Here is a 21417-nt window from a genome sequence, read left to right as displayed (position 1 = left end):
ATATTCATTCGAATAATTAACTTTGCTCAATGAATAACATTTTAATAAAACCATTTATTTTACTTGTTCGTTTTTATCAATTAGCAATTTCGCCTTGGTTAGGAAGCAATTGTAGATATCAACCAACTTGCTCATCATACATGATTGATGCCTTAAAAGAACATGGCTTATTAAAAGGTTTATGGCTTGGAACAAAAAGAATTGTACGTTGTCATCCTTGGGGAGGACATGGATATGACCCTGTACCTAAAAAGAAAAATCTATGATTAATTTTATTTCGTTTATCGACTGGAATCCGCAATCTTATTTATTTGAAGTAGCAGGATTTAAAGTGCATATTTATAGTTTATGTTGGATAGTAGCATTCGTTGTAGGATGGTATTTAATGTCTAACATCTTTAAAAAAGAAAATCAAAAAAAGGAATTACTTGATCCTTTATTTTTATATACATTTATTGGTGCTATTGTTGGCGCAAGATTAGGAGAATATTTATTTTATGATCCAGCTGCTTTTATAGAAAGACCTATTGAAGTCTTTTTACCTGTACAATATGCTCCAGGAGAATCTACATTTTTTGGATTATTACAAAATTATGAATTTGTAGGTTTTAGTGGTTTAGCAAGTCATGGAGCTGCATTAGGGGTTATCATTACTTCTTATTTATTTTCAAGAAAATATTTACAACGTCGTAATGTTTTGTGGCTACTAGATAGAATGGCTGTTGTTGTTCCATTTGGTGGAGCTGCAGTTCGCGTTGGAAACTTTTATAATTCTGAGATTGTTGGAAAACCTTCTGACTTACCTTGGGCTGTTAAATTTTATCAACAAAGTTCTGGTTATGGAGAAATAGTATCGAGACATCCTGCACAAATTTATGAAGCAATAGGATATATTATCTTAGGAATTATAATGCTTTATTTATATCATAAAACAGATAAACGAAAATATCTTGGTGCGTTATTAGGAATTTTCTTATTTTTATTATTTCTAATTAGGTTTATTGTTGAGTTCTTTAAAGAAAATCAAGGTGAAGAGGCTGTTGCCCAAACTTTGAACATTGGACTAAATAATGGACAAGTGTTAAGCATTCCTTTTATGCTTATTGGTTTGTACTTATTTATTTCATCTAAAAAGAGACCAGAAATAGAGCCTATGTAGATTAGTAAAATTTTTAAAAACCTAAAACCAAAACCTATGAAATTTTTTGATGAATTTAAAGAATTTGCCATTAAAGGCAATGTAATTGATTTAGCTATTGGTGTAGTTATTGGAGCTGCCTTTAGTAAAATTGTAACTTCTTTAGTAGAAGACATTATTACCCCTGCTATTCTTACACCTGCATTAAGAGCTATGAATGCAGAGGATTTAGCAGCATTGGTAATTCCTGGAACTGCTATAAAATATGGTAGTTTTTTAGCTGCTACTATCTCTTTTATTATAGTAGCTTTTTCGTTGTTTTTAATTGTAAAAGGTGTTAATACAATACAAAAAGACACGCTTAAAGACGATGATGATGCTATAACACAAGAAGATTTATTAACTGAAATTCGTGATATATTAAAGGAGAAAAATACACTATAAGCGATAAATGTATTTCTATTTTTTAATAAAAATAATGCATTTTCATTTAATAAAAAATAACCAATCCCTAAAAAGACAATTTGTATTTTAAAGATAAAATGATAACTTTATCGTCAACTTAACTGTTATAAAACAAATATCTAGTTTATTTGTTTTAACGATATATATTATTATTAAACTTTGAAGAAAAATTAAGACTTATGGGATTTTTTAAAGAATTTAAAGAGTTTGCTGTAAAAGGCAATGTTGTTGACTTAGCTGTCGGTGTTGTTATTGGTGGTGCCTTTGGTAAAATTGTAACTTCTTTAGTAGAAGACCTTATTACTCCTGCACTTCTAAGTCCAGCTTTAAAAGCTATTAACGCAGAAGATTTAGCGTCATTAGTAATACCTGGAACTGCTATAAAATACGGAAGTTTCTTAGCTGCAACCATTTCTTTTATTGTTGTTGCTTTTGCATTATTCTTAATGATTAAAGGAATTAATAAATTAAAGAAAGAAGCTCCAAAAGAAGAAGAGGCTCCAGCAGGACCAACGCAAGAGCAATTATTAATTGAAATTCGTGATTTATTAAAAAATAAATAACAAAAAATAGTATCACATAAAAGTCCTTCTCTATGAGAAGGGCTTTTTTACTAAATATAATTTAAGAAATTAATCAACTTTAGTTCTCGACATTTGTTGCCCATCAGCATTTTTTAATTGAACAAATATAAAAGTAGATAACATTGTCATTACTCCCATTGTTAGAAAAGAATATCGGAAAGCCTGTACCTCAACTCCCTTGGTAATAAACTCTAATTGTCTGTAAAAACCTAAGATAAGTGCTGATACTGAAATTCCAAATGTTAACGATAATTGTTGTGTAACAGATAATAAACTATTTCCTTCACTGGATGTATCTTCATTTAAATCTGCTAAAGCCAAAGTATTCATTGCAGTAAATTGAATAGAACTAAAAAATCCATTCAAAATCATTAAAGGAACGATATAATAAATAGGTGAAGTAGATTGTAGGAAAAAGAACATACAAATAATTAATCCCAATAAAATTGTATTAGCAATTAATGTATTTCTATATCCAAATTTACTTACAATTGGCACAACAAAAGATTTTGCTACAATATTACTTGCAGCTGCTGGAATCATAATTAAACCTGCTACTGTAGCTGTGTAACCATAACCAACTTGTAATAATAATGGAATAAGAAAAGGCATTCCTCCTATTCCAAGTCTTGTTATAAGGTTTCCAATTATACCTATTTTTAAAGTTCTAATATTTAACAACTTTAAATCTATTAAAGGATGCTGTTTCTTTTTTGAATAAACAACATAAATTGCTCCAAGTATTACAGCTAATAATAGTAATGAAAGGATAGTTGTAAGTCCAATTACGTTTGATGATGTTAATTCCATTACCAATGTAAAAACTGTAATTGCTCCACTAAAAAGAAGCAAACCTTTTATATCAAATTTAAAAACGGGATGTTTAAAATTTGGCATTGCAAAAGTGGTTATCCACAATGCTAAAATTCCGAAAGGGATATTTACTAAAAAGATCCAGTGCCAAGATAATGTTTCAACTAAAACACCTCCTAAACTTGGACCAAGCAAAGGACCTATTAAACCAGGGATTGTAATAAAGTTAATTACTTTTAATAATTCTTTTTTGGGATAAGCATAAAGAATTGCTAAGCGAATAACTGGAACCATCATTGATCCTCCAATGGCTTGTATAATCCTAGAGATAACTAAAAAAGGTAAAGTTGTTGCAAGAGCACAGAATGTTGAACCTAGTGTAAAAATAAAAATAGCTAACTGAAAAATTTTCTTCGTTCCATATTTATCAGAAAGCCATCCACTAAGTGGAATTAATAAAGCTACGGTTAAAGTATACGAAACAATTATAGATTGTATTTCTAAAGGAGATTTTCCTAATTCTTTTGCTATTGTTGGTAAAGATGTATTTAAAATTGTTCCATCTAAAGCTTGCATAAAAATTGCCATAGCGCCAAGCCAAGGTAAAAATTTTGATATTTTTCTATCAGCAGTTAAATCATTCATACACTCTTTTTTTCAAATTTTATTCCTTTTTTTGAACGTATCAAATTTCGGAAAAAAGATTAAATTTGAAGTATGTTTCTTAATGTTCATACACATAATTTATCTCAACAAAAGAATACTGTTGATTTATACAATCAGTTTCCTTCTGATTGGAATCGTGATGCAAAAACATTTTCTATCGGTTTACACCCTGCTTATATTAAAGTATCAACATTAGAAGATGATATTGAAATTATCTTGCAAAAAATTACAGAAAATAATTGCTTAGCAATCGGAGAAATAGGATTAGATAAATTATGCGAAACAGATTTCGAATTGCAAAAAACAGTTTTTGAACGACAATTAAAAATTGCAGAAGAATATCAACTTCCTGTAATTATCCATTCGGTTCGTGCTTACCAAGAAATTTTACAAATCAGAAAAGAATTAAAAATTAATCTTCCATTTATCTTTCATGGATTTAATAAAAATGAACAATTAGCACAACAAATTGTTTCACAAAATTGTTTTCTTTCATTTGGTAAAAATCTTCTTGTTAATAAAAACTTACAAACTACATTTGCAAACCTTTCTAACAATCAGTTTTTCTTAGAAAATGATGCAAATGATATTTCTATTGAAGAAATTTATACTTTTGCAGCTAATCTGAGAAAGATAACAATCAAAGAATTACAACTTCAACAAGCAGAAAATTGGAAAACAATTTTTGACTATGAAGTTCAATCATCATAAAAAATATTTAAATGGCAGTTTGGCAAGAAAGAGCTGAATTATTATTCAAGGAAGAGGGTTTAGAAAAACTTAAAAATTCTCATGTTTTAATCGTCGGCTTAGGAGGAGTGGGATCATTCGCTGCAGAGTTTATTGCTCGTGCAGGTGTAGGAAAAATGACCATTGTAGATGGTGATACTGTAGATATAACAAATATTAACCGACAATTACCAGCGCTACATTCTACAGTAGGAATGCATAAAGTTGATATAGTTGGTGATCGATTAATGGACATTAATCCAGAATTACAGTTAACACGTATTAATGAGTTTTTATCTCCAGAACGTACTTTAGAGATTGTTACCAAAGAATTTGATTATATAATGGATTGTATAGATTCTGTTACACCTAAAATAAACTTAATTATTGCTGCTAAGCGCAAAAAAGTTAAGATTGTTAGTAACATGGGTGCGGGAGGAAAAATGTCTGCTTCTAAAGTTTTTGTAAAAGATATTAGTAAAACAGAGGTTTGTCCATTAGCTAAACAAATTCGTAAACGTCTAAAAAAAGAAAAGATAGACAAAGGGATTAAAGCTGTTTTTTCTACAGAAGAAACAGATGAAACTTCATTAAAATTAACAGACGGAAAAAACTATAAAAAATCCTTTTACGGAACTAATTCTTGGATGCCAGGATTATTTGGTTTATATGCAGCAGAAACTGTAGTAAAACATTTATTAAAAAACGAGAAATAAATTAATCATTTATTCAATATTTAATTAATTTAGTAAAAATTAACGCAAAGAGATAAAATGAAAATCAATTACGATTATATCACATACGAAGATGTTTTAAAAGCTCGTCAATTAATGTACGAACAAGCTTTTGAACAAAACGCTACACATTCTATTTTAAATACAGCAAGAGATTTATTTGGTCAAAATAATTTCGAGACGTGTATAAAAGTTTGTGAAGGTTTATTAGATGCTAAAGATCCTAAACAATTATACGATGCAAAGAAATTAATTGCTTTATCTTATTATAGTTTACAAGATTTTGAAAAGGCCGAAACTGCATTTTTTGAATTAGCTGAAAATTCTAATAATTCTGATGATTGGTTTAATGTCGTTATTTCTTCTACTTTAAATAAAAATTTAGAAAGAAGTAAAGAAGCATTTAGCATTGCATTAGATAAGTATACAAAACACGGTCATCAACGTAATATGCCATCTGTACAATTGATGTTGCATTATATGATTACGTTAGAAACGATAGAAGAATATGCTTTAGCTTTAGAACAAGCTACAATGTTAACACAGGTTTATGCTAAACTGAAAAAAACTGATGAAAAATTCTTGAGCTCTCGTGGATTAGAAAATATTGAAAACTTTTTAGATATTTCTAAATCTATTTTAAAGAAAGCGAAAAAGAAAGAAGTTGAAGCTATTAAAACTGAATTATTAAATTCTCTTGACGAAAATGGTGTTGAAAAAGTAACTGCTTTTTTTGCTGAGTTTTAATTAAACATCATCTCGATAAAAATATAAAAATCCATTCTTTCGAATGGATTTTTTGTGTTTTATTTAGAAAATTAGAAGTTTAATATCCATAACCTCTTCAAAGGTTTATTAAAGGTGATAGATTATTTGTACATTAAAATATGAAAATTTATTATGTATATATAATTGAATGTTCTGATAAATCATTTTATGTTGGAGTAACAAATGATGTTTTTAAAAGATTTATTGAACACCAAGATAATAATGATTACAAATCATATACTTTTAATCGAAAACCATTAAAATTAGTATTTTTTACATCTTTCAATAATATTGAAATTGCTATTGAGAAGGAAAAACAAATAAAAAAATGGTCACGAAGTAAAAAATTAGCATTGATACAAGATTATTTTGAACACTTGCCTAACTTATCAAAAAAGAAATTTTAATTCATTTAGAGACTTAGTAAATCCTTACTTATTTCTCGATACAAAATTCTAAACGAATTTCACTCGAAATGACGGATTTATCTATTTCTATAACAAGTTTACTTTCTGTCAGTTCGAGTGTTTTTCAAGGAAAAATGTATCGAGAACTTAGACAGAAAAAATGAAAACACTCATCTATTTTTCAATATATAAATCTAAAAGAAATTTTAATTCATTTAGAGATTTAGTAAATCCTTACTTATTTCTCGATACAAAATTCTGAACGAATTTCACTCGAAATGACGGATTTAGCTATCTCTAAAACGATTTTACTTTCTGTCAGTTCGAGTGTTTTTCAAGGAAAAATGTATCGAGAACTTAGACAGAAAAAATGAATTATTACTTATAAAATTGTATTTTAGTAAAAACACATAATATGACTAAAAATTTTCTACTCTTTCTACTATTTATATCAACTTATAGTTTTGCTTGCTCATGTAGCAGATCTTCAATTAAGGGAAGCTTTAGTAGTTCTGATGCTATTTTTATTGGTAAAGTTATTTCTGTAGATTCAACAAAATACGATTTTAATTCGAACAGAGTATTTGCATTTACATTCGAAATTAAAAAAGAATTCAAAAGAAGAGAATTTAATGAAGTTAAAAATAAAAAATATTATACAACAATATACACTCCCACATCAACTATGTATGGAGGTTGTGGAAGAAATTTTAAGCTAAACGAAACTTATTTAGTTTATGGTTATAAAAACATAATTGGCACATCTACCAACTATTGTACAAGAACAAATGATTTAAAACTTATTGCTAAAAATGAATTAGATTCTTTAAAAAATTTACAAATAGATTTGTTTAAAACTAAAGAAAATGAAATAGAAGTTGATTATTTAACTGATTATAGTGATTTTAAACCTTCGATAAACATTGATAATTTAAATAATTACATTAATGAATCAAAAGAAAAAGAGCGAAATTACATTAGTATAATTGCATGTATGGCATTTGTAATAGCAGCAATGTTTACTTATATTTTTATAAAACGTAAAGGATAATTTTTTTATTATTTTGTTTTCACAAAGAAAAATTAATAGTAATAAACTAAAAAAAGCCTCGCATTGCGAGGCTTTCTAATTACTAATATCTAGAATCTAATTCTATTTATTTCTATATTCATTCCAAGTTTTTATTTTTAAATCATCGATAGATAATTTAGTAAATGCGTTGATGAAAGCCGAAGCTAAACGTGCATTTGTAATCAATGGAATATTAAAATCTACTGCTGTACGACGAATTTGATAATCGTTATCTAATTCCGCTTTTGTTAAGTTTTTTGGAATATTGATTACCATATCAAATTTATGATCGTGTAAGTATGTTTTTACATTTGGCTCTTTGTTATCACTTGGCCAGTAAACTAATGTAGAATATACATCATTTTCTGTAAAGAATTTGTGTGTTCCCTCTGTTGCATAGATTTTATAACCTTTTGCAATTAATTGTTTTGCTGGCTCTAATAAAGCAACTTTAGAAGCAATTGGTCCACCAGAAATTAATACTGTTTTTTCTGGAATTTTATATCCAACAGATAACATTGATTTTAATAATGCTTCTTCCGCTGTATCTCCAATACAACCAACTTCTCCTGTAGATGACATATCTACCGATAAAACTGGATCTGCTCCCTGTAAACGAGTAAATGAGAATTGAGATGCTTTTACACCTACATAATCTAAATCGTAAACGATTTCTGAGTTTCCTTTTTCTACTTCTATTCCTAAAAGAACTTTTGTCGCTTTTTCTATTAAATTATTTCCAGAAACTTTTGATACAAATGGGAAAGAACGAGAAGCACGAATATTTGTTTCTATAACACGAACGGTATTGTTCTTAGATAAGAACTGAATATTCATTGGTCCACTAATTTCAAATCTCTTTGCAATTTTAGCAGCCACTTTTCTCATTTGACGAATTGTTTCAATGTACACTTTTTGTGGTGGATAATACATTGTTGCATCTCCTGAGTGAACTCCCGCAAATTCTACGTGTTCTGAAACTGCATAATCTACAATTTCTCCATTTTGACAAACTGCATCTAATTCGATTTCTTTTGCTCCTTGTACAAACTCTGAAACTACTACAGGATAATCTGGTGAAACTTCTTTTGCTAATTTTAAGAAAGCATCTAATTCATGCGGATTAGATACTACATTCATTGCAGCACCAGAAAGTACGTACGATGGACGAATAAGAACAGGGAAACTAACTTCTTCCACAAACTTATGAATTGCTTCTAAAGAAGAAAGCTCTTTCCAACGTGGTTGATCTATTCCTAATTCATCTAAAATTTCAGAGAACTTGTGACGATTTTCTGCATCATCAATTTTTAAAGGAGATGTTCCTAAAATTGGAATTTGCTGATCGTACAACTTCATTGCTAAGTTATTCGGAATTTGTCCTCCTGTCGAAATAATTGTTCCATGAGGATTCTCGAATTCTAAAATATCCATTACACGCTCAAATGATAATTCTTCGAAATATAATCTATCCGAAGTATCATAATCTGTAGAAACCGTTTCTGGATTATAGTTAATAATGATTGTTTTGTAACCATTTTTAGCTGCTGTTTGCGCTGCATTTACACCACACCAGTCAAACTCTACAGAAGAACCAATACGATAAACTCCTGAACCTAAAATACAAACTGATTTTTCTGTTTCTGGTGTTAAATCGTTTTCTGTTCCGTGATATGTCGTGTACAAGTAATTTGTTTGTGCTGGGAACTCTGCTGCCAATGTATCAATTTGTTTGATAACTGGTTTTATTCCGAAGTTTTTACGTAATTCACGAACCGTTAATTCGTTTCTATGAACTCCATTTTCTCCTTTAACTAATACAGCAATTTGTTGATCAGAAAAACCTAATTTCTTAGCTCTTCCAATTAACTCAGCATCTACTTGTTCAAATCTTTCTAAAGCTTCAAATTCTTTAGATGTATTAAAAATACGCTCTAAACGTTGTAAAAACCATAAATCGATTTTTGTTAAGTCATGAATTTTCTCAATAGAATATCCTGCTTTGAAAGCCTCTGTAACGGCATATAAACGCTCGTCATTTGGTTCTGATAACCAAGTGTCTAATGATTCTCCTTCTGGAATTTTAAATCCATTTGCAACAAATCCTCTGTGTCCGATGTCTAACATACGAACTCCTTTCTGAATTGCTTCTTCGAAAGAACGTCCTACTGCCATTACTTCACCTACAGATTTCATTGCAGAACCAATATTTCTACGAACTCCGTAAAATTTATTTAAATCCCAACGAGGTAATTTTACCACACAGTAATCTAATGCAGGCTCAAACATTGCAGAAGTAGTTTTTGTAACACTATTCTTCAATTCATCTAATGTATAACCTAATGCTAATTTAGCTGCAACAAAAGCTAATGGATACCCCGTAGCTTTTGATGCTAAAGCAGATGAACGAGATAAACGCGCATTTACTTCGATTACACGGTATTCTTCTGAAACAGTATCGAAAGCATACTGAATGTTACATTCTCCAATTACACCTAAATGGCGAATTGTACGAATAGCTACTTCACGTAATTTATGATACTCTGAATTTGATAATGTTTGCGATGGTGCAACAACAATAGATTCTCCTGTATGTACTCCAATTGGATCAAAGTTTTCCATATTACAAACTGTAATACAGTTATCCTCCGCATCACGAACAACTTCGTATTCTACTTCTTTCCATCCTTTTAATGATTCCTCAACTAAAACTTGGTTAGAGTATGTGAATGCTTTTTCTACTAATTCGAATAATTCTTCGTCATTATTTGCGAAACCAGAACCTAAACCTCCTAAAGCGTAAGCTGCACGAATAATTAATGGAAAACCAATTCTTTTTCCAGCTTCCATTGCATCTGCAACTGTTTCTACAGCTTCTGAACGAGCAGTTAATACGCCGATTTGATCTAATTTCTCAATAAAAATATCACGATCCTCAGTTGACTCAATTACAGAAATTGGTGTTCCTAAAACGCGAACATTATATTTATCAAAGATTTTATTTTTATTTAATTCAACCGCACAGTTTAACGCTGTTTGCCCACCAAAGGCAACCATAATTCCGTCTGGTTTTTCTTTTGCTATGACTTTTTCTACAAAGTAAGGTGTTACAGGTAAAAAATAAATTTCGTCTGCAATTCCTTCTGAAGTTTGTACCGTTGCAATATTTGGATTAATTAAAACGGTTTGGATTCCTTCTTCCTTTAAAGCTTTTAACGCTTGAGAACCAGAATAATCGAACTCTCCAGCTTCTCCAATCTTTAAAGCTCCTGATCCTAATACTAATACTTTTTTAATATCTTTTAACATCGTTATTCTGATTATGCGTTTTTATATTTTTTTACTTCTGCGATAAACTCATCAAATAAATACTCTGTATCTACAGGTCCTCCCATTGCTTCTGGGTGAAATTGAACTGTAAAAATTGGTTTTGATTCGTGGCGAATTCCTTCACATGTCCCATCATTTAAGTTGGTAAAAAATGTTTTGAATCCTTCTGGTAATTTAGAATCATCTACTGCGAAACCATGATTTTGAGAAGTAATGAAACATTTTTTAGTTCCTACTAATTGTACTGGCTGATTGTGAGAACGGTGACCATATTTTAATTTAAATGTAGATGCACCAGCTGCTAAACTTACCAATTGATTTCCTAAACAGATTCCGAAAATTGGTTTATCTTCTTGTAAAGATTGTTTAAGATTTGAAATAGTTACGTCGCACATTTCTGGATCACCAGGTCCATTAGAAATAAATAATCCATCATATTCTAATGTTGAATAATCGTAATTCCAAGGCACACGAATTACCTCAACTCCTCTCTTTACAAAACAACGAATAATGTTATTTTTTACTCCACAATCTATTAAAACAATTTTTGTATCTGCTCCTTCATTGTAGCGTTTTACTTCTTTAATAGAAACCTCATCCACTAAATTTATAACGTTTGGATCGTAGAAGTCTATTTTCTCATCTGCTTCGATTTTTGCTAATGTAGAACCTTCTTCACGTAATTTTTTTGTGATTGCACGAGTATCAACTCCATAAACACCAGGAACATTGTGTGCTTTTAACCAATCTCCTAATTTTTGAATAGCGTTCCAATGTGAATAATCATCAGAATAATAAGAAACAACTAAACCTGTTACTTGAATTTTATTAGATTCTACCCATGCTTCAATTTCATCAACTAAAGCGTTATCATCTGGAACTCCATAATTTCCTACGATAGGAAAAGTCATAACCATAATTTGTCCCTTATAAGAAGGGTCTGTCAAACTCTCATTGTAACCTACCATTGCTGTGTTGAAAACAATTTCTCCTGCAGCAGAAGTGTAAGCACCAAAAGATTTACCTTCAATTTCCAATCCGTCCTGAAAGACGATCTTTACATTCTTATCCATTGATGATTGTGTTTATTTCTGTTTGTAATGCGTTTATAAATTTATCTACATAAGCTTTTGTTATAGTTAATGGTGGTAATAAACGAATAACGTTTGTCCCTGCATATCCTACAAAAATGTTATGCTTTGTTAGTAAGTTGTTTTTCAATTCTCCTATTGGAAAATCGAATTCGATTCCTATCATAGAACCTCTTCCACGAACTTCTTTTATTTTTGGAAATTTATTTAATTGGATTCCAATATATTCTCCAATTTCCTTAGCATTTTCTACTAAGTTTTCTTTTTCTATAACATCTAATACTGCAACTGCTGCTGCACATGCCAAGTGATTACCTCCGAAAGTTGTTCCTAATAATCCATAAGAAGCTTCGAATTCTGGTGAGATTAAAACTCCTCCAATTGGAAATCCATTACCCATTCCTTTTGCCATCGTAATCAAATCTGCTTTGATATTAGAATGTTGATGAGCAAAGAATTTTCCAGAACGACCGTAACCACATTGTATTTCGTCCGCTATTAGAACTACTCCGTTTTCTGTACAAACTTTTCTTAGTTCTTGGATAAATTCATCTGATGGTAAAATAATACCTCCAACTCCTTGAATTGGTTCATATATTACCGCTGCAACATCTCCTCCTGCAATTACCTCTTTAACCTCATCTATATTATAATCTACAAAAGATACTTTATGATGTGCATTAAATGGTGCTACAATTTTTGGATTATCTGTGAAAGCAACTGTTCCTGAAGTTCTCCCGTGAAAAGCTCCATTAAAAGCTATTACTCGGTCTTTCCCTGTATGAAAAGATGCTAATTTTACAGCATTCTCATTTGCTTCTGCTCCAGAGTTGATTAAAAATAATGTGTAATCTTCATATCCAGATAACTTTCCTAATTTCTCTGCTAATTCTTGTTGAATTGGAATTTGTACTGAATTAGAATAGAATCCTATATTATTTACTTGTTCTGTAATTTTTTCTACATAGTGTGGATGCGAGTGACCAATCGAAATCACTGCATGACCTCCGTAAAGGTCTAAATATTCTTTTCCGTTTTCGTCCCAAAGAATACAATCTTTAGCTTTTACCGGAGTTACATTCATTAATGGATATACGTCGAATAGTTTCATTTTTTTTCTTTTTTACGTGATACGTTTTAAGTTATGCTTGTATTTTGTAAATTATTTTATGTTTTGTTCGCTTAATTCAGGCTTTCTCTTGGTTGATAAAATTGGTGCTTCTAATTCATTCATTGTTAAAAAACCTAGTTTTATAGGTTCTACATTATCAGACTCGTATTCATAGCCTTCATTATCTAGAAAAAATCTTTTACCGTCTCGTTCAACTTTTATAAATCTATCGCCTCTTGATAAATAAAATTCACGAGAATATATTGCTGGTATGATAAAATTTCCTAAAGAAGCAAAACCATATTTATTACCAATTTTTAAATTAAATATATCTTTAGTATTAGATCTTATTGCATCATAATTTATAGGAATTACAAGCTTACCTTCAAGATTTAAAACTCCTTTTTTATCATTTAATGTTACAAGATAATATGTTTGTTCAGAAGCAAATTTTAATTCTAAATTATCATATTCAAAATCTACTAATTGATTGCCTTCTTTGTCTATCAATCCATATTTTCCATTCTTTTGCACAATTGCTAAATTGTTATAGAAAAAACTTGCATAATCATATTTTGTTTCAATAACTATATTATCATTAGAGTCTTTATATCCCCATTTATTATTTTTATTAAAAGGCTTAAAATCATCAAATTGATTAGATTTTTTGAATAAATAAGGAGTTTCTCTGCTGTACCCAGCTCCTATTATTAATAAATTGCCTGAATTTTCGTAAAAATTCATTAATACTAAATTATCATTTTTATCTTTTCCTATTCTTAAGCGATTAATATCAATGTTACTTACTATTAAGGGAATAATTAATTGTTTTTTTTCAAAGTAAATTTCAAAGAATTTCTTTTTCAATTTTCCTTCAAATACCAATTCTTTATTTGCATTTTCTTTATAATCAAAATATTCTATTTTAATGCTCTTAGAATCTAAAAGATTTACTTTAAAATAATTAATATCTGATAATGATTGAATATTAAATAATGGAAATGCTGAAGTTGGAGTTTCTTGTTTTTTAGTCGGTATAGAATAAGCTACGTATTCAGCATTTAAATCTGTTGAAGAATTTAATTTTGTAAATTCTTTTGTTCTATTCAATTGGTATGTACCACACGAATTAATTAAAATACCTACAGTTAAAATGATGATATATCTTATTGCTTTACTCATAACTCATTACTTCTTAGAAAGCCACCGTTTTCAAATTAAGTCCAAGATTTTCGTCCCAACCAAACATCAAATTCATGTTTTCTACTGCTTGTCCCGAAGCACCTTTTGTTAGGTTATCTATAATCGATGTGATTAAAATAACATCATCTTGTTTCTGAACATGTAATAAACATTTATTTGTATTTACAACTTGTTTCAAGGCAATTGGTGCATCAGAAACATGTGTAAATGGTTCATTTTGGTAATACTCATTAAAGATTTGTTTTGCTTCTTCTTCTGATAAATCTGATTTTACATAAACACCTGCTAAAATTCCGCGAGCAAAATCTCCACGCATTGGTAAGAAGTAAACTTTATTATTAAAGTCTTCTTCCAATTGATTAATCGTTTGATAAATTTCTCCTTCGTGTTGGTGAGAAAACTCTTTATAGAACGACACATTGTTATTTCTCCAGCTAAAGTGTGTTGAGGCAGATAAACTTTGTCCAGCACCAGTAGACCCAGTTACCGCATTGATATGAATATCATTTTTGATTTCATTTTTTGCAGCCAATGGTAATAAGGCTAATTGAATTGCTGTTGCAAAACAACCCGGATTTGCAATATTATTTGCTCCTTTAATCTCCTCTCTATTCACTTCTGGTAAACCATAAACGAATGTTCTGTCTTGAAATACACGGTCTGTATTTAAACGAAAATCATTACTTAAATCAATCACTTTTGTTTTTGCAGAATATTGGTTATTCTTTAAAAAGTCTGCTGATTTCCCATGACCTAAGCATAAAAAAACGACATCAGCATTTTCGTCTATTTTATCCGAAAATATGATGTCTGTCTCACCTAACAAATCGTCGTGTATTTTGGTAACTGGATTACCTGCATTTGATGTACTGTACACAGACGAGATTGTAACGTTAGGATGATGAATCAAAATCCTAAGTAATTCTCCTGCTGTGTAGCCAGCACCACCAACAATGCTTACATTAATTTTATTTGTCATTTATATTTTTTTGTGCGTGTTTATTCTTTTTATTATTGAAATAAAGTGGATTCAATTTAATGAACCCACTTTAATGAATCAATTAGTCGAAACTATGAACTATCTTTAATTGATTACCGAATATTTTGATGAAACCTCTCGCATCTCTACTATCCCATGCCTCATTTTCTTCTCCATAAGTAGCAACTTTAGATTGCATCATATCATAAGGTGATTCAATTCCAATCATAGAAAAATGATAAGGATTTAATTGTACCTTAACTTTTCCTGTTACATGGTTTTGTGAAGATTCTAAGAATGCTTCTACATCACGCATTACTGGATCTAAATATTGTGCTTCGTGCAACAATGTTCCATACCAATTAGATAAAGAATCTTTGTGCAACAATTGCCATCTTGTTAATGTATGTTTTTCTAATAAGTGGTGAGCTTTAATTAAAAGGTAAGCGGCAGGAGCTTCAAATCCTACACGACCCTTAATTCCTAAAATTGTATCTCCGACATGAATGTCTCGACCAATTGCATATTCTCCTCCTATTTCGTTTAATTTCTGTATTAAAGCTACCGGAGATAATTTCTCTCCATCTAAAGCAGTTGGAATCCCTTTTTCAAATTCTATCTCAATTACAGATGGTTCAGTTCTAGATAATTGAGTTGGATATGCTTCTTCTGGTAAAGCTTCGTTTGATGTTAATGTTTCTACTCCACCAACAGAAGTTCCCCAAATCCCTCTATTAATAGAGTATTTTGCTTTTTCCCAAGAATAGTTTACTCCATTCGCTTGTAAGTATTCTACTTCTTGTTGACGAGATAATTTTTCGTCACGAATTGGCGTAATAATTTTTGAGTTTGGAGAGATTACAGCAAAAGCAACATCAAAACGAATTTGATCGTTACCTGCACCTGTAGATCCATGTACAATGTATTCCGCATCTACATCTTTTGCATATTGAGCAATTGCAATAGACTGAAACATACGTTCTGCACTTACAGATAATGGATATGTGTTATTTTTTAAGATATTACCGTAAATTAAATAACGAACACAATCGTTATAATATTTATCTGTAATGTCTATAGTTACGTGTTTTGAAGAACCTAATTCGTATGCACGAGTTTCGATTTCTTTTAATTCTTCTTCAGAAAATCCACCAGTATTTACAATTACTGTGTGCACTTCCATTCCTTGATCTTTTGTTAAGTTGACTAAACAATAAGAAGTATCTAAACCTCCACTGTAAGCTAAAACTGCTTTGTTGCTCATTGTTGTTTGTTTCTATTTGTTTATATTAGGAATAATTCTTCTAATTTCATTAATAACCTCTTCTCGGCTACATTCTTCTTTCATGATAATTAATACTGTATCATCTCCTGCAATTGTACCCAAAATTGTTTTGAAATATGTGTTATCAATTTCAAATGCAATTCTGTTTGCATAACCAGGCTTTGTTTTTATTACACCCATATTCTGAGAAAATGTTAAGGTCATTTTATCATTATGAGTAACAATTGTAGCCGGCGCTGTACTTTCTGTAAGTTGATAAATGTATTGTCCTGAATTATTAGGAACTTTTGAAACTTTCAATTCGCGTAAATCTCTCGATAAAGTTGCTTGAGTAACTGAGATTTCTAAATCAATTAATTTTTTCAGTAATTCATCTTGATTACTAATTTCTTGATCTGTTATAAGGTCTTTTATAACTTGGAATCTGTATTTTTTATTACTCATATTGAATATTTATTCGAAATTTTATGCAAATATACTCGTTTTAGACAAAAAAAAACCTTAATTCGTATATTTATTCATTATTATTTTCATCTTTATTTTCGGCATTTTTCTTCGCATACTCATCATTAAAGTTATCATACACCAAACCTGTACAAATGCATCGTTCACGATCATTCTCCATTAAGATGTGATAGTTTTTACAACTTTTACATCCGTTCCAAAACTCATCAGATTGTGTTAATTCAGAAAAAGTAACTGGCATGTAGCCTAATTTTGTATTCATTCTCATTACGGCTAATGAAGTCGTAATACTAAAAATTTTAGATTTAGGAAATTTTGTTCGTGACAATTCAAAAACAGCATGTTTTATTTCTCGTCCAATTCCAGAACTCCTTAGATCTGTTCGAACAATTAATCCTGAGTTAACTACGAATTTTTCTTCTTCGTAAGTTTCTATATAGCTAAAGCCTGCTAATTGATCTTCGTCATCAAAAGCAATCACTGCATTACCATTGCGCATTTTACGCTCTAAGTAAACAGGATTTCGTTTAGCAATGCCCGTTTTTCTCATACGAGCGGATTCTTCGTACCATTCGCACAATAATTCTGTGTACTTGGCATCATCTGCATTTGCTATTCTAACATACATAATTTAAGAGAGGATTGATTAATAAAAAAGAATGATAAAAAGATGAATTATCTTCATCACACACAAAAAGATTATGAGAAAGGTTAAGTTTGCTTTCCTTTGGAAAGTGATCCTCACATTTGAGAAGAATAATTTCAATAATTTCTTCCATTAATCAATAAGATATTCAGTTATTATACTGAGATGCAAAGTTAAATACTTTATTTTTGTCAAACCAAAAAAAACAAACAAAATTTACATATTTATTAACATGTTGAAAATTATTAAAATAGGCGGTGGAATTATAGATAATGAAATCGAACTAGAACAGTTCTTAAAAACTTTTTCTACAATCGAAGGTCCAAAAATATTAATTCATGGTGGTGGTAAAGGCGCTTCTAAGCTATTAAACCAATTAGGAATAGAACCTAAAATGGTTGATGGAAGACGAATTACTGACAAACCTACTTTGGATGTTGTAACAGGTTTATATGCTGGAAATATTAATAAATTGATTGTTTCTAAATTACAACAATTTGGTTGTAACGCTTTAGGATTATCTGGTGCAGACGGAAATGCTATAAAAGGAAAGAAACGTCCTGTAAAGTCTATAGATTATGGTTTTGTAGGTGATTTAGATAACGAAAGTGTGAATAAAGATTTATTTCAATTATTAATAGATAACAATATAACTCCTATAGTTTGTGCAATTACGCATGATGGAAATGGTCAACTGTTTAATACAAATGCTGATACAATTGCTTCTACAATTGCTGTAGCTATGTCTAAACAAAATGATGTTGAATTAAATTTTGTTTTTGATAAGATTGGTGTTTTACGCGATGTAAATAATGATGAAACTTTAATTCCAGAAATTAACGAAACTTTATATTTGCAATTAAAGGAAGAAGGTGTAATTTTTGAAGGAATGATCCCTAAGTTGGATAATTCATTCAATGTGATTAATGCAGGCGTTAAAAACGTATGCTTAGTTCACGCACGTAACATTAACTCAGACATTAAAACAATTTTATGCTAGAATTAGCTGTTCTAAAAAAGAAAGCTGTCGATTTATTATGTCAATTAATCGAAACCCAATCTTTTTCGAGTGAAGAAGATAAAACTGCGGATATTATTTTCAATTTTTTAACTGAACATGGTGCAACAGCTCATCGTCAGAATAACAATGTATGGAGTATTCATCCAAATTACGATGAAAATAAAAAAACAATTTTATTAAACTCTCATCACGACACAGTTAAGTTTGGCTCTTCTTGGACTTATAATCCTTTAAAAGCAACCATAGAAGGTGATAAATTAGTTGGATTAGGAAGTAACGATGCCGGAGCTTCTGCAGTTAGTTTATTAGCAACTTATGTTAATTTCTTAAACGAAGATTTACCTTATAATTTAATTGTTGCCATAACAGCTGAAGAAGAAAGTTCTGGTGAATTAAATGTAGCAAGTATTTTACCTAGTTTACCTAAAATAGATTTAGGAATTGTTGGTGAACCTACCCAAATGGATATGGCAATTGCTGAACGTGGTTTAGTTGTTTTAGATGTTATTGCAAAAGGAAAAACAGGACATGCAGCTAGAAATGAAGGTATAAACGCTATTTATGAAGCTATTGAGATTATGAACTGGTTTAAAACTTACGAGTTTGATCGAGTTTCTGATATGTTAGGTCCAGTAAAAATGACTGTAACTCAAATAGAGGCTGGTAAGCAACATAATGTAGTTCCAGACGAATGTAATTTAGTTGTAGATTGTCGTGTAAACGAATTATATTCTAATGAAGAATTAGTTGATATAATCATTAAAAATTTACCTAAAGCTGTAGTTAAGGCTCGTTCGTTACGATTAAATTCTTCTCGCATTTCAGAGGATCATCCAATTGTACAAAAAGGAATAGAATTAGGTTGTACAACTTATGGTTCTCCTACAATGTCAGATCAAGCAATGATGAATTTCGAAACAGTAAAAATGGGACCTGGAGATTCTGCTCGTTCTCATACACCAGATGAATATATTTATTTATCAGAAATAGAACATGGTATAGAACGTTATGTAAGTTTATTAAAAGATTTTAATTTTTAATATTCAAAAAAAGTAATTTATATAAATAAAAAGGCTCACTATTTAAATAGTGAGCCTTTTTATTTATTCAGCAAATTATTCCTCATTTAAGAAAGGATAATCAGTATATCCTTTTTCACCTGGTGTATAAAATGTTTTATCATCTGCTTTATTCAATGGCTGATTTGTTTTAAAACGCTCCACTAAATCTGGATTTCCAATAAATGGTACTCCGAAAGAAACTAAGTCAGCATCGCCAGCATCTATCACTTTAATTGCCGTTTCTTTATCAAAAGACTTGTTTATAATAATCGTCCCTTCATATAATTTACGGTAATATTTTGCCACCTCTTTTACTGCATTCGGATTATTTGTTACATCTGTAAATGGTTCTAATAAATGTAAGTATGCTAAATCATATTCATTTAATTTTGTAACAATATAATCGTAAACAGCAATTGTTTCATCATCTATAAAAATTCCCATCATTCCGTCTAAAGATGGATTTAATCTAACTCCTACTCTTTTTATATCTGCAACTTTTTTAATCTCATCTAAAATTTCAAAAAGAATACGAGCTCTATTTTCTATTGTTTGTCCGTACTCATCTGTTCTATTATTAGAGTTTTTACTAAAAAACTGTTGAAGTAAATATCCATTTGCTGCATGTATTTCAACACCATCAAAACCAGCTTCGATTGCATTTAATGTTGCTTGTTTAAAATCTTCTATTGTTTTATTGATATCTTCTATTGTCATTGGGCGAGGCGCAACAGTTGGTTTAAAACCTTCTGCTGTAAATGCTTGTTGCTCTGGATTATAATTAGACGGAGCTAATGGTAATCTTCCTTCGTGCAAATCTGGATGAGACATAGCACCTGTATGCCACAACTGCGCAAATATCTTTCCGCCTTTTTCATGAACTGCAGTCGTAACAATTTTCCAACCATCAATTTGTTGTTTTGTATAAATTCCAGGAACGTTTATTACACCTATTCCTTCTTCACTTACAAATGTACCTTCGGTAATAATAAGTCCTGCTGTTGTACGCTGTGCATAATATTCTGCAATAAGTTCTGTTGCTACATTTTCTTTATTATCTGCACGTGCTCGAGTCATTGGTGCCATTACAATACGATTGTTTAATTGTAAATTATTCTCTTCGTAATTATTAAATAATGATTCTTCTTTCATTGTTAAATTATATTTAGTTGTAAATTTGCTTGCATATTGCAATTACAAATATAATTAAATTCACTTTCAAAAAGCAAGTAATTTTATTTTTTATGAAAAATATTAAAACAAGATCTAACTGTTTAATTAGTTGTTCTCTAGATATTGTTGGAGACAAGTGGTCATTATTAATTATAAGAGATTTAATTTTTTCTGACCGATGTACTTATGGAGATTTTTTAAAATCTGATGAAAAAATAGCAACTAATATTTTAGCATCAAGATTAAAAATGCTGGAAGAGAATGGTATCATTATAAAATCTGAACATCCAGAAAGTAAAGCTAAAGTCCTTTATTCTCTTTCAGAAAAAGGAATAAATTTATTACCAATTATTATAGAAGTTAATCTTTGGGCGGAAAAATATTTTGATGTTGCAGAAGATTACAAACCTTTATTAAAAGAGATTAAAAAAGATAAAGAAGCTTTTATAAAAAATTACACAAAAATTTTAAAAAAGAAATTTAATTTATAAAAATGGCCATTTCACAATTATGTGAAACAGCCGTTACAATTAATATGAAATTAATCTTTCTATCACCCTACCGCAAAACTATTTAAAGAATATTAAAATAAATAATATTAAACATTTAAGGTCATTTATTTTAAAAAAAATGTTTTTTAAATTGATAGTAAATTACTTAAACTAGCAGCTATAAG

Annotated in this window: 22 protein-coding genes; 12 read left to right on the top strand and 10 right to left on the bottom strand. The window is 29.9% G+C overall.

Annotation, left to right across the window (positions count from 1 at the left end):
- Nucleotides 1-29: 29 nt before the first annotated feature.
- The 4 genes from yidD to mscL (BUA86_RS02885) all read left to right on the top strand — a co-directional run bounded on the left by yidD (nucleotide 30) and on the right by mscL (BUA86_RS02885) (nucleotide 2166).
- Nucleotides 30-266: a membrane protein insertion efficiency factor YidD gene (gene yidD, locus BUA86_RS02900; protein WP_072929676.1), complete on the top strand. Its 237-nt coding sequence runs from the start codon at nucleotides 30-32 to the stop codon at nucleotides 264-266.
- Nucleotides 263-1159 carry a prolipoprotein diacylglyceryl transferase gene (lgt, locus tag BUA86_RS02895; RefSeq protein ID WP_072929674.1) on the top strand — a complete coding sequence of 299 codons (897 nt, stop codon included), beginning with the start codon at nucleotides 263-265 and terminating at the stop codon, nucleotides 1157-1159. The genes yidD and lgt overlap by 4 nt, the downstream gene beginning before the upstream one ends.
- A 36-nt stretch (nucleotides 1160-1195) precedes the next feature.
- Nucleotides 1196-1582 (top strand): large conductance mechanosensitive channel protein MscL, encoded by a 387-nt coding sequence (mscL, locus tag BUA86_RS02890; protein ID WP_072929672.1) that lies wholly within the window; start codon nucleotides 1196-1198, stop codon nucleotides 1580-1582.
- A 200-nt stretch (nucleotides 1583-1782) separates the two neighbouring features.
- On the top strand, nucleotides 1783-2166 hold the full coding sequence (gene mscL / locus BUA86_RS02885; RefSeq protein WP_072929670.1) for a large conductance mechanosensitive channel protein MscL: 384 nt from the start codon (nucleotides 1783-1785) through the stop codon (nucleotides 2164-2166).
- A 69-nt stretch (nucleotides 2167-2235) separates the two neighbouring features.
- On the opposite strand, the gene BUA86_RS02880 is transcribed toward mscL (BUA86_RS02885), so the two are convergent.
- Nucleotides 2236-3645 carry a DHA2 family efflux MFS transporter permease subunit gene (locus BUA86_RS02880; protein WP_072929668.1) on the bottom strand — a complete coding sequence of 470 codons (1410 nt, stop codon included), beginning with the start codon at nucleotides 3643-3645 and terminating at the stop codon, nucleotides 2236-2238.
- 72 nt (nucleotides 3646-3717) lie between these two features.
- Here BUA86_RS02880 and BUA86_RS02875 point away from each other — a divergent pair, with 72 nt between their 5' ends.
- The 5 genes from BUA86_RS02875 (at nucleotide 3718) to BUA86_RS02855 (ending at nucleotide 7355) form a co-directional block, all read left to right on the top strand.
- Nucleotides 3718-4377 carry a TatD family hydrolase gene (locus tag BUA86_RS02875; protein WP_072929666.1) on the top strand — a complete coding sequence of 220 codons (660 nt, stop codon included), beginning with the start codon at nucleotides 3718-3720 and terminating at the stop codon, nucleotides 4375-4377.
- An 11-nt stretch (nucleotides 4378-4388) separates the two neighbouring features.
- Nucleotides 4389-5111: a tRNA threonylcarbamoyladenosine dehydratase gene (locus BUA86_RS02870; RefSeq protein ID WP_072929665.1), complete on the top strand. Its 723-nt coding sequence runs from the start codon at nucleotides 4389-4391 to the stop codon at nucleotides 5109-5111.
- A 57-nt stretch (nucleotides 5112-5168) separates the two neighbouring features.
- Complete coding sequence (locus BUA86_RS02865) at nucleotides 5169-5876, top strand: hypothetical protein (protein ID WP_072929664.1); 708 nt, start codon at nucleotides 5169-5171, stop codon at nucleotides 5874-5876.
- Nucleotides 5877-6016: 140 nt separating this feature from the next.
- Entirely contained in the window at nucleotides 6017-6304 is a 288-nt protein-coding gene (locus BUA86_RS02860) for a GIY-YIG nuclease family protein (protein WP_072929662.1), read from the top strand.
- Nucleotides 6305-6719: 415 nt separating this feature from the next.
- On the top strand, nucleotides 6720-7355 hold the full coding sequence (locus tag BUA86_RS02855; RefSeq protein ID WP_072929660.1) for a hypothetical protein: 636 nt from the start codon (nucleotides 6720-6722) through the stop codon (nucleotides 7353-7355).
- A 102-nt stretch (nucleotides 7356-7457) separates the two neighbouring features.
- Here BUA86_RS02855 and carB read toward each other — a convergent pair whose 3' ends face one another.
- The 8 genes from carB to BUA86_RS02815 all read right to left on the bottom strand — a co-directional run bounded on the left by carB (nucleotide 7458) and on the right by BUA86_RS02815 (nucleotide 17468).
- A complete protein-coding gene (carB, locus tag BUA86_RS02850) occupies nucleotides 7458-10685 on the bottom strand; it encodes a carbamoyl-phosphate synthase (glutamine-hydrolyzing) large subunit (protein WP_072929659.1) in 3228 nt (1075 codons plus the stop codon).
- A gap of 11 nt (nucleotides 10686-10696) precedes the next feature.
- On the bottom strand, nucleotides 10697-11779 hold the full coding sequence (carA, locus tag BUA86_RS02845) for a glutamine-hydrolyzing carbamoyl-phosphate synthase small subunit (RefSeq protein ID WP_072929657.1): 1083 nt from the start codon (nucleotides 11777-11779) through the stop codon (nucleotides 10697-10699).
- Nucleotides 11772-12908 (bottom strand): aspartate aminotransferase family protein, encoded by a 1137-nt coding sequence (locus tag BUA86_RS02840; RefSeq protein WP_072929655.1) that lies wholly within the window; start codon nucleotides 12906-12908, stop codon nucleotides 11772-11774. The genes carA and BUA86_RS02840 overlap by 8 nt, the downstream gene beginning before the upstream one ends.
- A 51-nt stretch (nucleotides 12909-12959) precedes the next feature.
- Nucleotides 12960-14090 (bottom strand): WG repeat-containing protein, encoded by a 1131-nt coding sequence (locus BUA86_RS02835; protein WP_072929653.1) that lies wholly within the window; start codon nucleotides 14088-14090, stop codon nucleotides 12960-12962.
- 13 nt (nucleotides 14091-14103) lie between these two features.
- The gene (argC, locus tag BUA86_RS02830; protein ID WP_072929651.1) at nucleotides 14104-15090 is read right to left on the bottom strand and encodes an N-acetyl-gamma-glutamyl-phosphate reductase; all 987 of its coding nucleotides are present in this window, start codon (nucleotides 15088-15090) and stop codon (nucleotides 14104-14106) included.
- 82 nt (nucleotides 15091-15172) lie between these two features.
- Nucleotides 15173-16354 carry an argininosuccinate synthase gene (gene argG / locus BUA86_RS02825; RefSeq protein WP_072929649.1) on the bottom strand — a complete coding sequence of 394 codons (1182 nt, stop codon included), beginning with the start codon at nucleotides 16352-16354 and terminating at the stop codon, nucleotides 15173-15175.
- A 12-nt stretch (nucleotides 16355-16366) separates the two neighbouring features.
- Nucleotides 16367-16819, bottom strand: a complete 453-nt coding sequence (locus BUA86_RS02820; RefSeq protein WP_072929647.1) for an arginine repressor — start codon at nucleotides 16817-16819, stop codon at nucleotides 16367-16369.
- A gap of 70 nt (nucleotides 16820-16889) precedes the next feature.
- Complete coding sequence (locus BUA86_RS02815; protein WP_072929645.1) at nucleotides 16890-17468, bottom strand: GNAT family N-acetyltransferase; 579 nt, start codon at nucleotides 17466-17468, stop codon at nucleotides 16890-16892.
- A 250-nt stretch (nucleotides 17469-17718) separates the two neighbouring features.
- Between BUA86_RS02815 and argB the strand changes: the two genes are divergently transcribed.
- Together argB and BUA86_RS02805 are read left to right on the top strand one after the other, a co-directional pair.
- On the top strand, nucleotides 17719-18486 hold the full coding sequence (argB, locus tag BUA86_RS02810; protein WP_072929643.1) for an acetylglutamate kinase: 768 nt from the start codon (nucleotides 17719-17721) through the stop codon (nucleotides 18484-18486).
- Nucleotides 18480-19547, top strand: a complete 1068-nt coding sequence (locus BUA86_RS02805) for a M20 family metallo-hydrolase (RefSeq protein WP_072929641.1) — start codon at nucleotides 18480-18482, stop codon at nucleotides 19545-19547. The genes argB and BUA86_RS02805 overlap by 7 nt, the downstream gene beginning before the upstream one ends.
- A gap of 75 nt (nucleotides 19548-19622) precedes the next feature.
- Here BUA86_RS02805 and BUA86_RS02800 read toward each other — a convergent pair whose 3' ends face one another.
- The gene (locus tag BUA86_RS02800; protein ID WP_072929639.1) at nucleotides 19623-20720 is read right to left on the bottom strand and encodes an alkene reductase; all 1098 of its coding nucleotides are present in this window, start codon (nucleotides 20718-20720) and stop codon (nucleotides 19623-19625) included.
- A gap of 92 nt (nucleotides 20721-20812) precedes the next feature.
- On the opposite strand from BUA86_RS02800, the gene BUA86_RS02795 reads away from it, so the two are divergent.
- On the top strand, nucleotides 20813-21232 hold the full coding sequence (locus tag BUA86_RS02795; RefSeq protein WP_072929637.1) for a winged helix-turn-helix transcriptional regulator: 420 nt from the start codon (nucleotides 20813-20815) through the stop codon (nucleotides 21230-21232).
- Nucleotides 21233-21417: the final 185 nt, after the last annotated feature.

It is taken from the genome of Chishuiella changwenlii, from assembly GCF_900142565.1.
GTDB lineage: Bacteria > Bacteroidota > Bacteroidia > Flavobacteriales > Weeksellaceae > Empedobacter > Empedobacter changwenlii.
This window is presented reverse-complemented; position numbering and strand designations above follow the sequence as displayed.

What these genes read in the sequence shown, in the direction of transcription:
- BUA86_RS02875 (WP_072929666.1), top strand. Translation starts at nt 3,718, where the DNA reads ATGTTTCTTAATGTTCATACACATAATTTATCTCAACAAAAGAATACT.
- BUA86_RS02815 (WP_072929645.1), bottom strand. Translation starts at nt 17,468, where the DNA reads ATGTATGTTAGAATAGCAAATGCAGATGATGCCAAGTACACAGAATTA.
- mscL (WP_072929672.1), top strand. Translation starts at nt 1,196, where the DNA reads ATGAAATTTTTTGATGAATTTAAAGAATTTGCCATTAAAGGCAATGTA.
- carB (WP_072929659.1), bottom strand. Translation starts at nt 10,685, where the DNA reads ATGTTAAAAGATATTAAAAAAGTATTAGTATTAGGATCAGGAGCTTTA.
- mscL (WP_072929670.1), top strand. Translation starts at nt 1,783, where the DNA reads ATGGGATTTTTTAAAGAATTTAAAGAGTTTGCTGTAAAAGGCAATGTT.
- carA (WP_072929657.1), bottom strand. Translation starts at nt 11,779, where the DNA reads ATGGATAAGAATGTAAAGATCGTCTTTCAGGACGGATTGGAAATTGAA.
- BUA86_RS02840 (WP_072929655.1), bottom strand. Translation starts at nt 12,908, where the DNA reads ATGAAACTATTCGACGTATATCCATTAATGAATGTAACTCCGGTAAAA.
- BUA86_RS02820 (WP_072929647.1), bottom strand. Translation starts at nt 16,819, where the DNA reads ATGAGTAATAAAAAATACAGATTCCAAGTTATAAAAGACCTTATAACA.
- yidD (WP_072929676.1), top strand. Translation starts at nt 30, where the DNA reads ATGAATAACATTTTAATAAAACCATTTATTTTACTTGTTCGTTTTTAT.
- argG (WP_072929649.1), bottom strand. Translation starts at nt 16,354, where the DNA reads ATGAGCAACAAAGCAGTTTTAGCTTACAGTGGAGGTTTAGATACTTCT.
- BUA86_RS02795 (WP_072929637.1), top strand. Translation starts at nt 20,813, where the DNA reads ATGAAAAATATTAAAACAAGATCTAACTGTTTAATTAGTTGTTCTCTA.
- BUA86_RS02800 (WP_072929639.1), bottom strand. Translation starts at nt 20,720, where the DNA reads ATGAAAGAAGAATCATTATTTAATAATTACGAAGAGAATAATTTACAA.
- lgt (WP_072929674.1), top strand. Translation starts at nt 263, where the DNA reads ATGATTAATTTTATTTCGTTTATCGACTGGAATCCGCAATCTTATTTA.
- BUA86_RS02805 (WP_072929641.1), top strand. Translation starts at nt 18,480, where the DNA reads ATGCTAGAATTAGCTGTTCTAAAAAAGAAAGCTGTCGATTTATTATGT.
- BUA86_RS02865 (WP_072929664.1), top strand. Translation starts at nt 5,169, where the DNA reads ATGAAAATCAATTACGATTATATCACATACGAAGATGTTTTAAAAGCT.
- argC (WP_072929651.1), bottom strand. Translation starts at nt 15,090, where the DNA reads ATGACAAATAAAATTAATGTAAGCATTGTTGGTGGTGCTGGCTACACA.
- argB (WP_072929643.1), top strand. Translation starts at nt 17,719, where the DNA reads ATGTTGAAAATTATTAAAATAGGCGGTGGAATTATAGATAATGAAATC.
- BUA86_RS02860 (WP_072929662.1), top strand. Translation starts at nt 6,017, where the DNA reads ATGAAAATTTATTATGTATATATAATTGAATGTTCTGATAAATCATTT.
- BUA86_RS02855 (WP_072929660.1), top strand. Translation starts at nt 6,720, where the DNA reads ATGACTAAAAATTTTCTACTCTTTCTACTATTTATATCAACTTATAGT.
- BUA86_RS02870 (WP_072929665.1), top strand. Translation starts at nt 4,389, where the DNA reads ATGGCAGTTTGGCAAGAAAGAGCTGAATTATTATTCAAGGAAGAGGGT.
- BUA86_RS02835 (WP_072929653.1), bottom strand. Translation starts at nt 14,090, where the DNA reads ATGAGTAAAGCAATAAGATATATCATCATTTTAACTGTAGGTATTTTA.
- BUA86_RS02880 (WP_072929668.1), bottom strand. Translation starts at nt 3,645, where the DNA reads ATGAATGATTTAACTGCTGATAGAAAAATATCAAAATTTTTACCTTGG.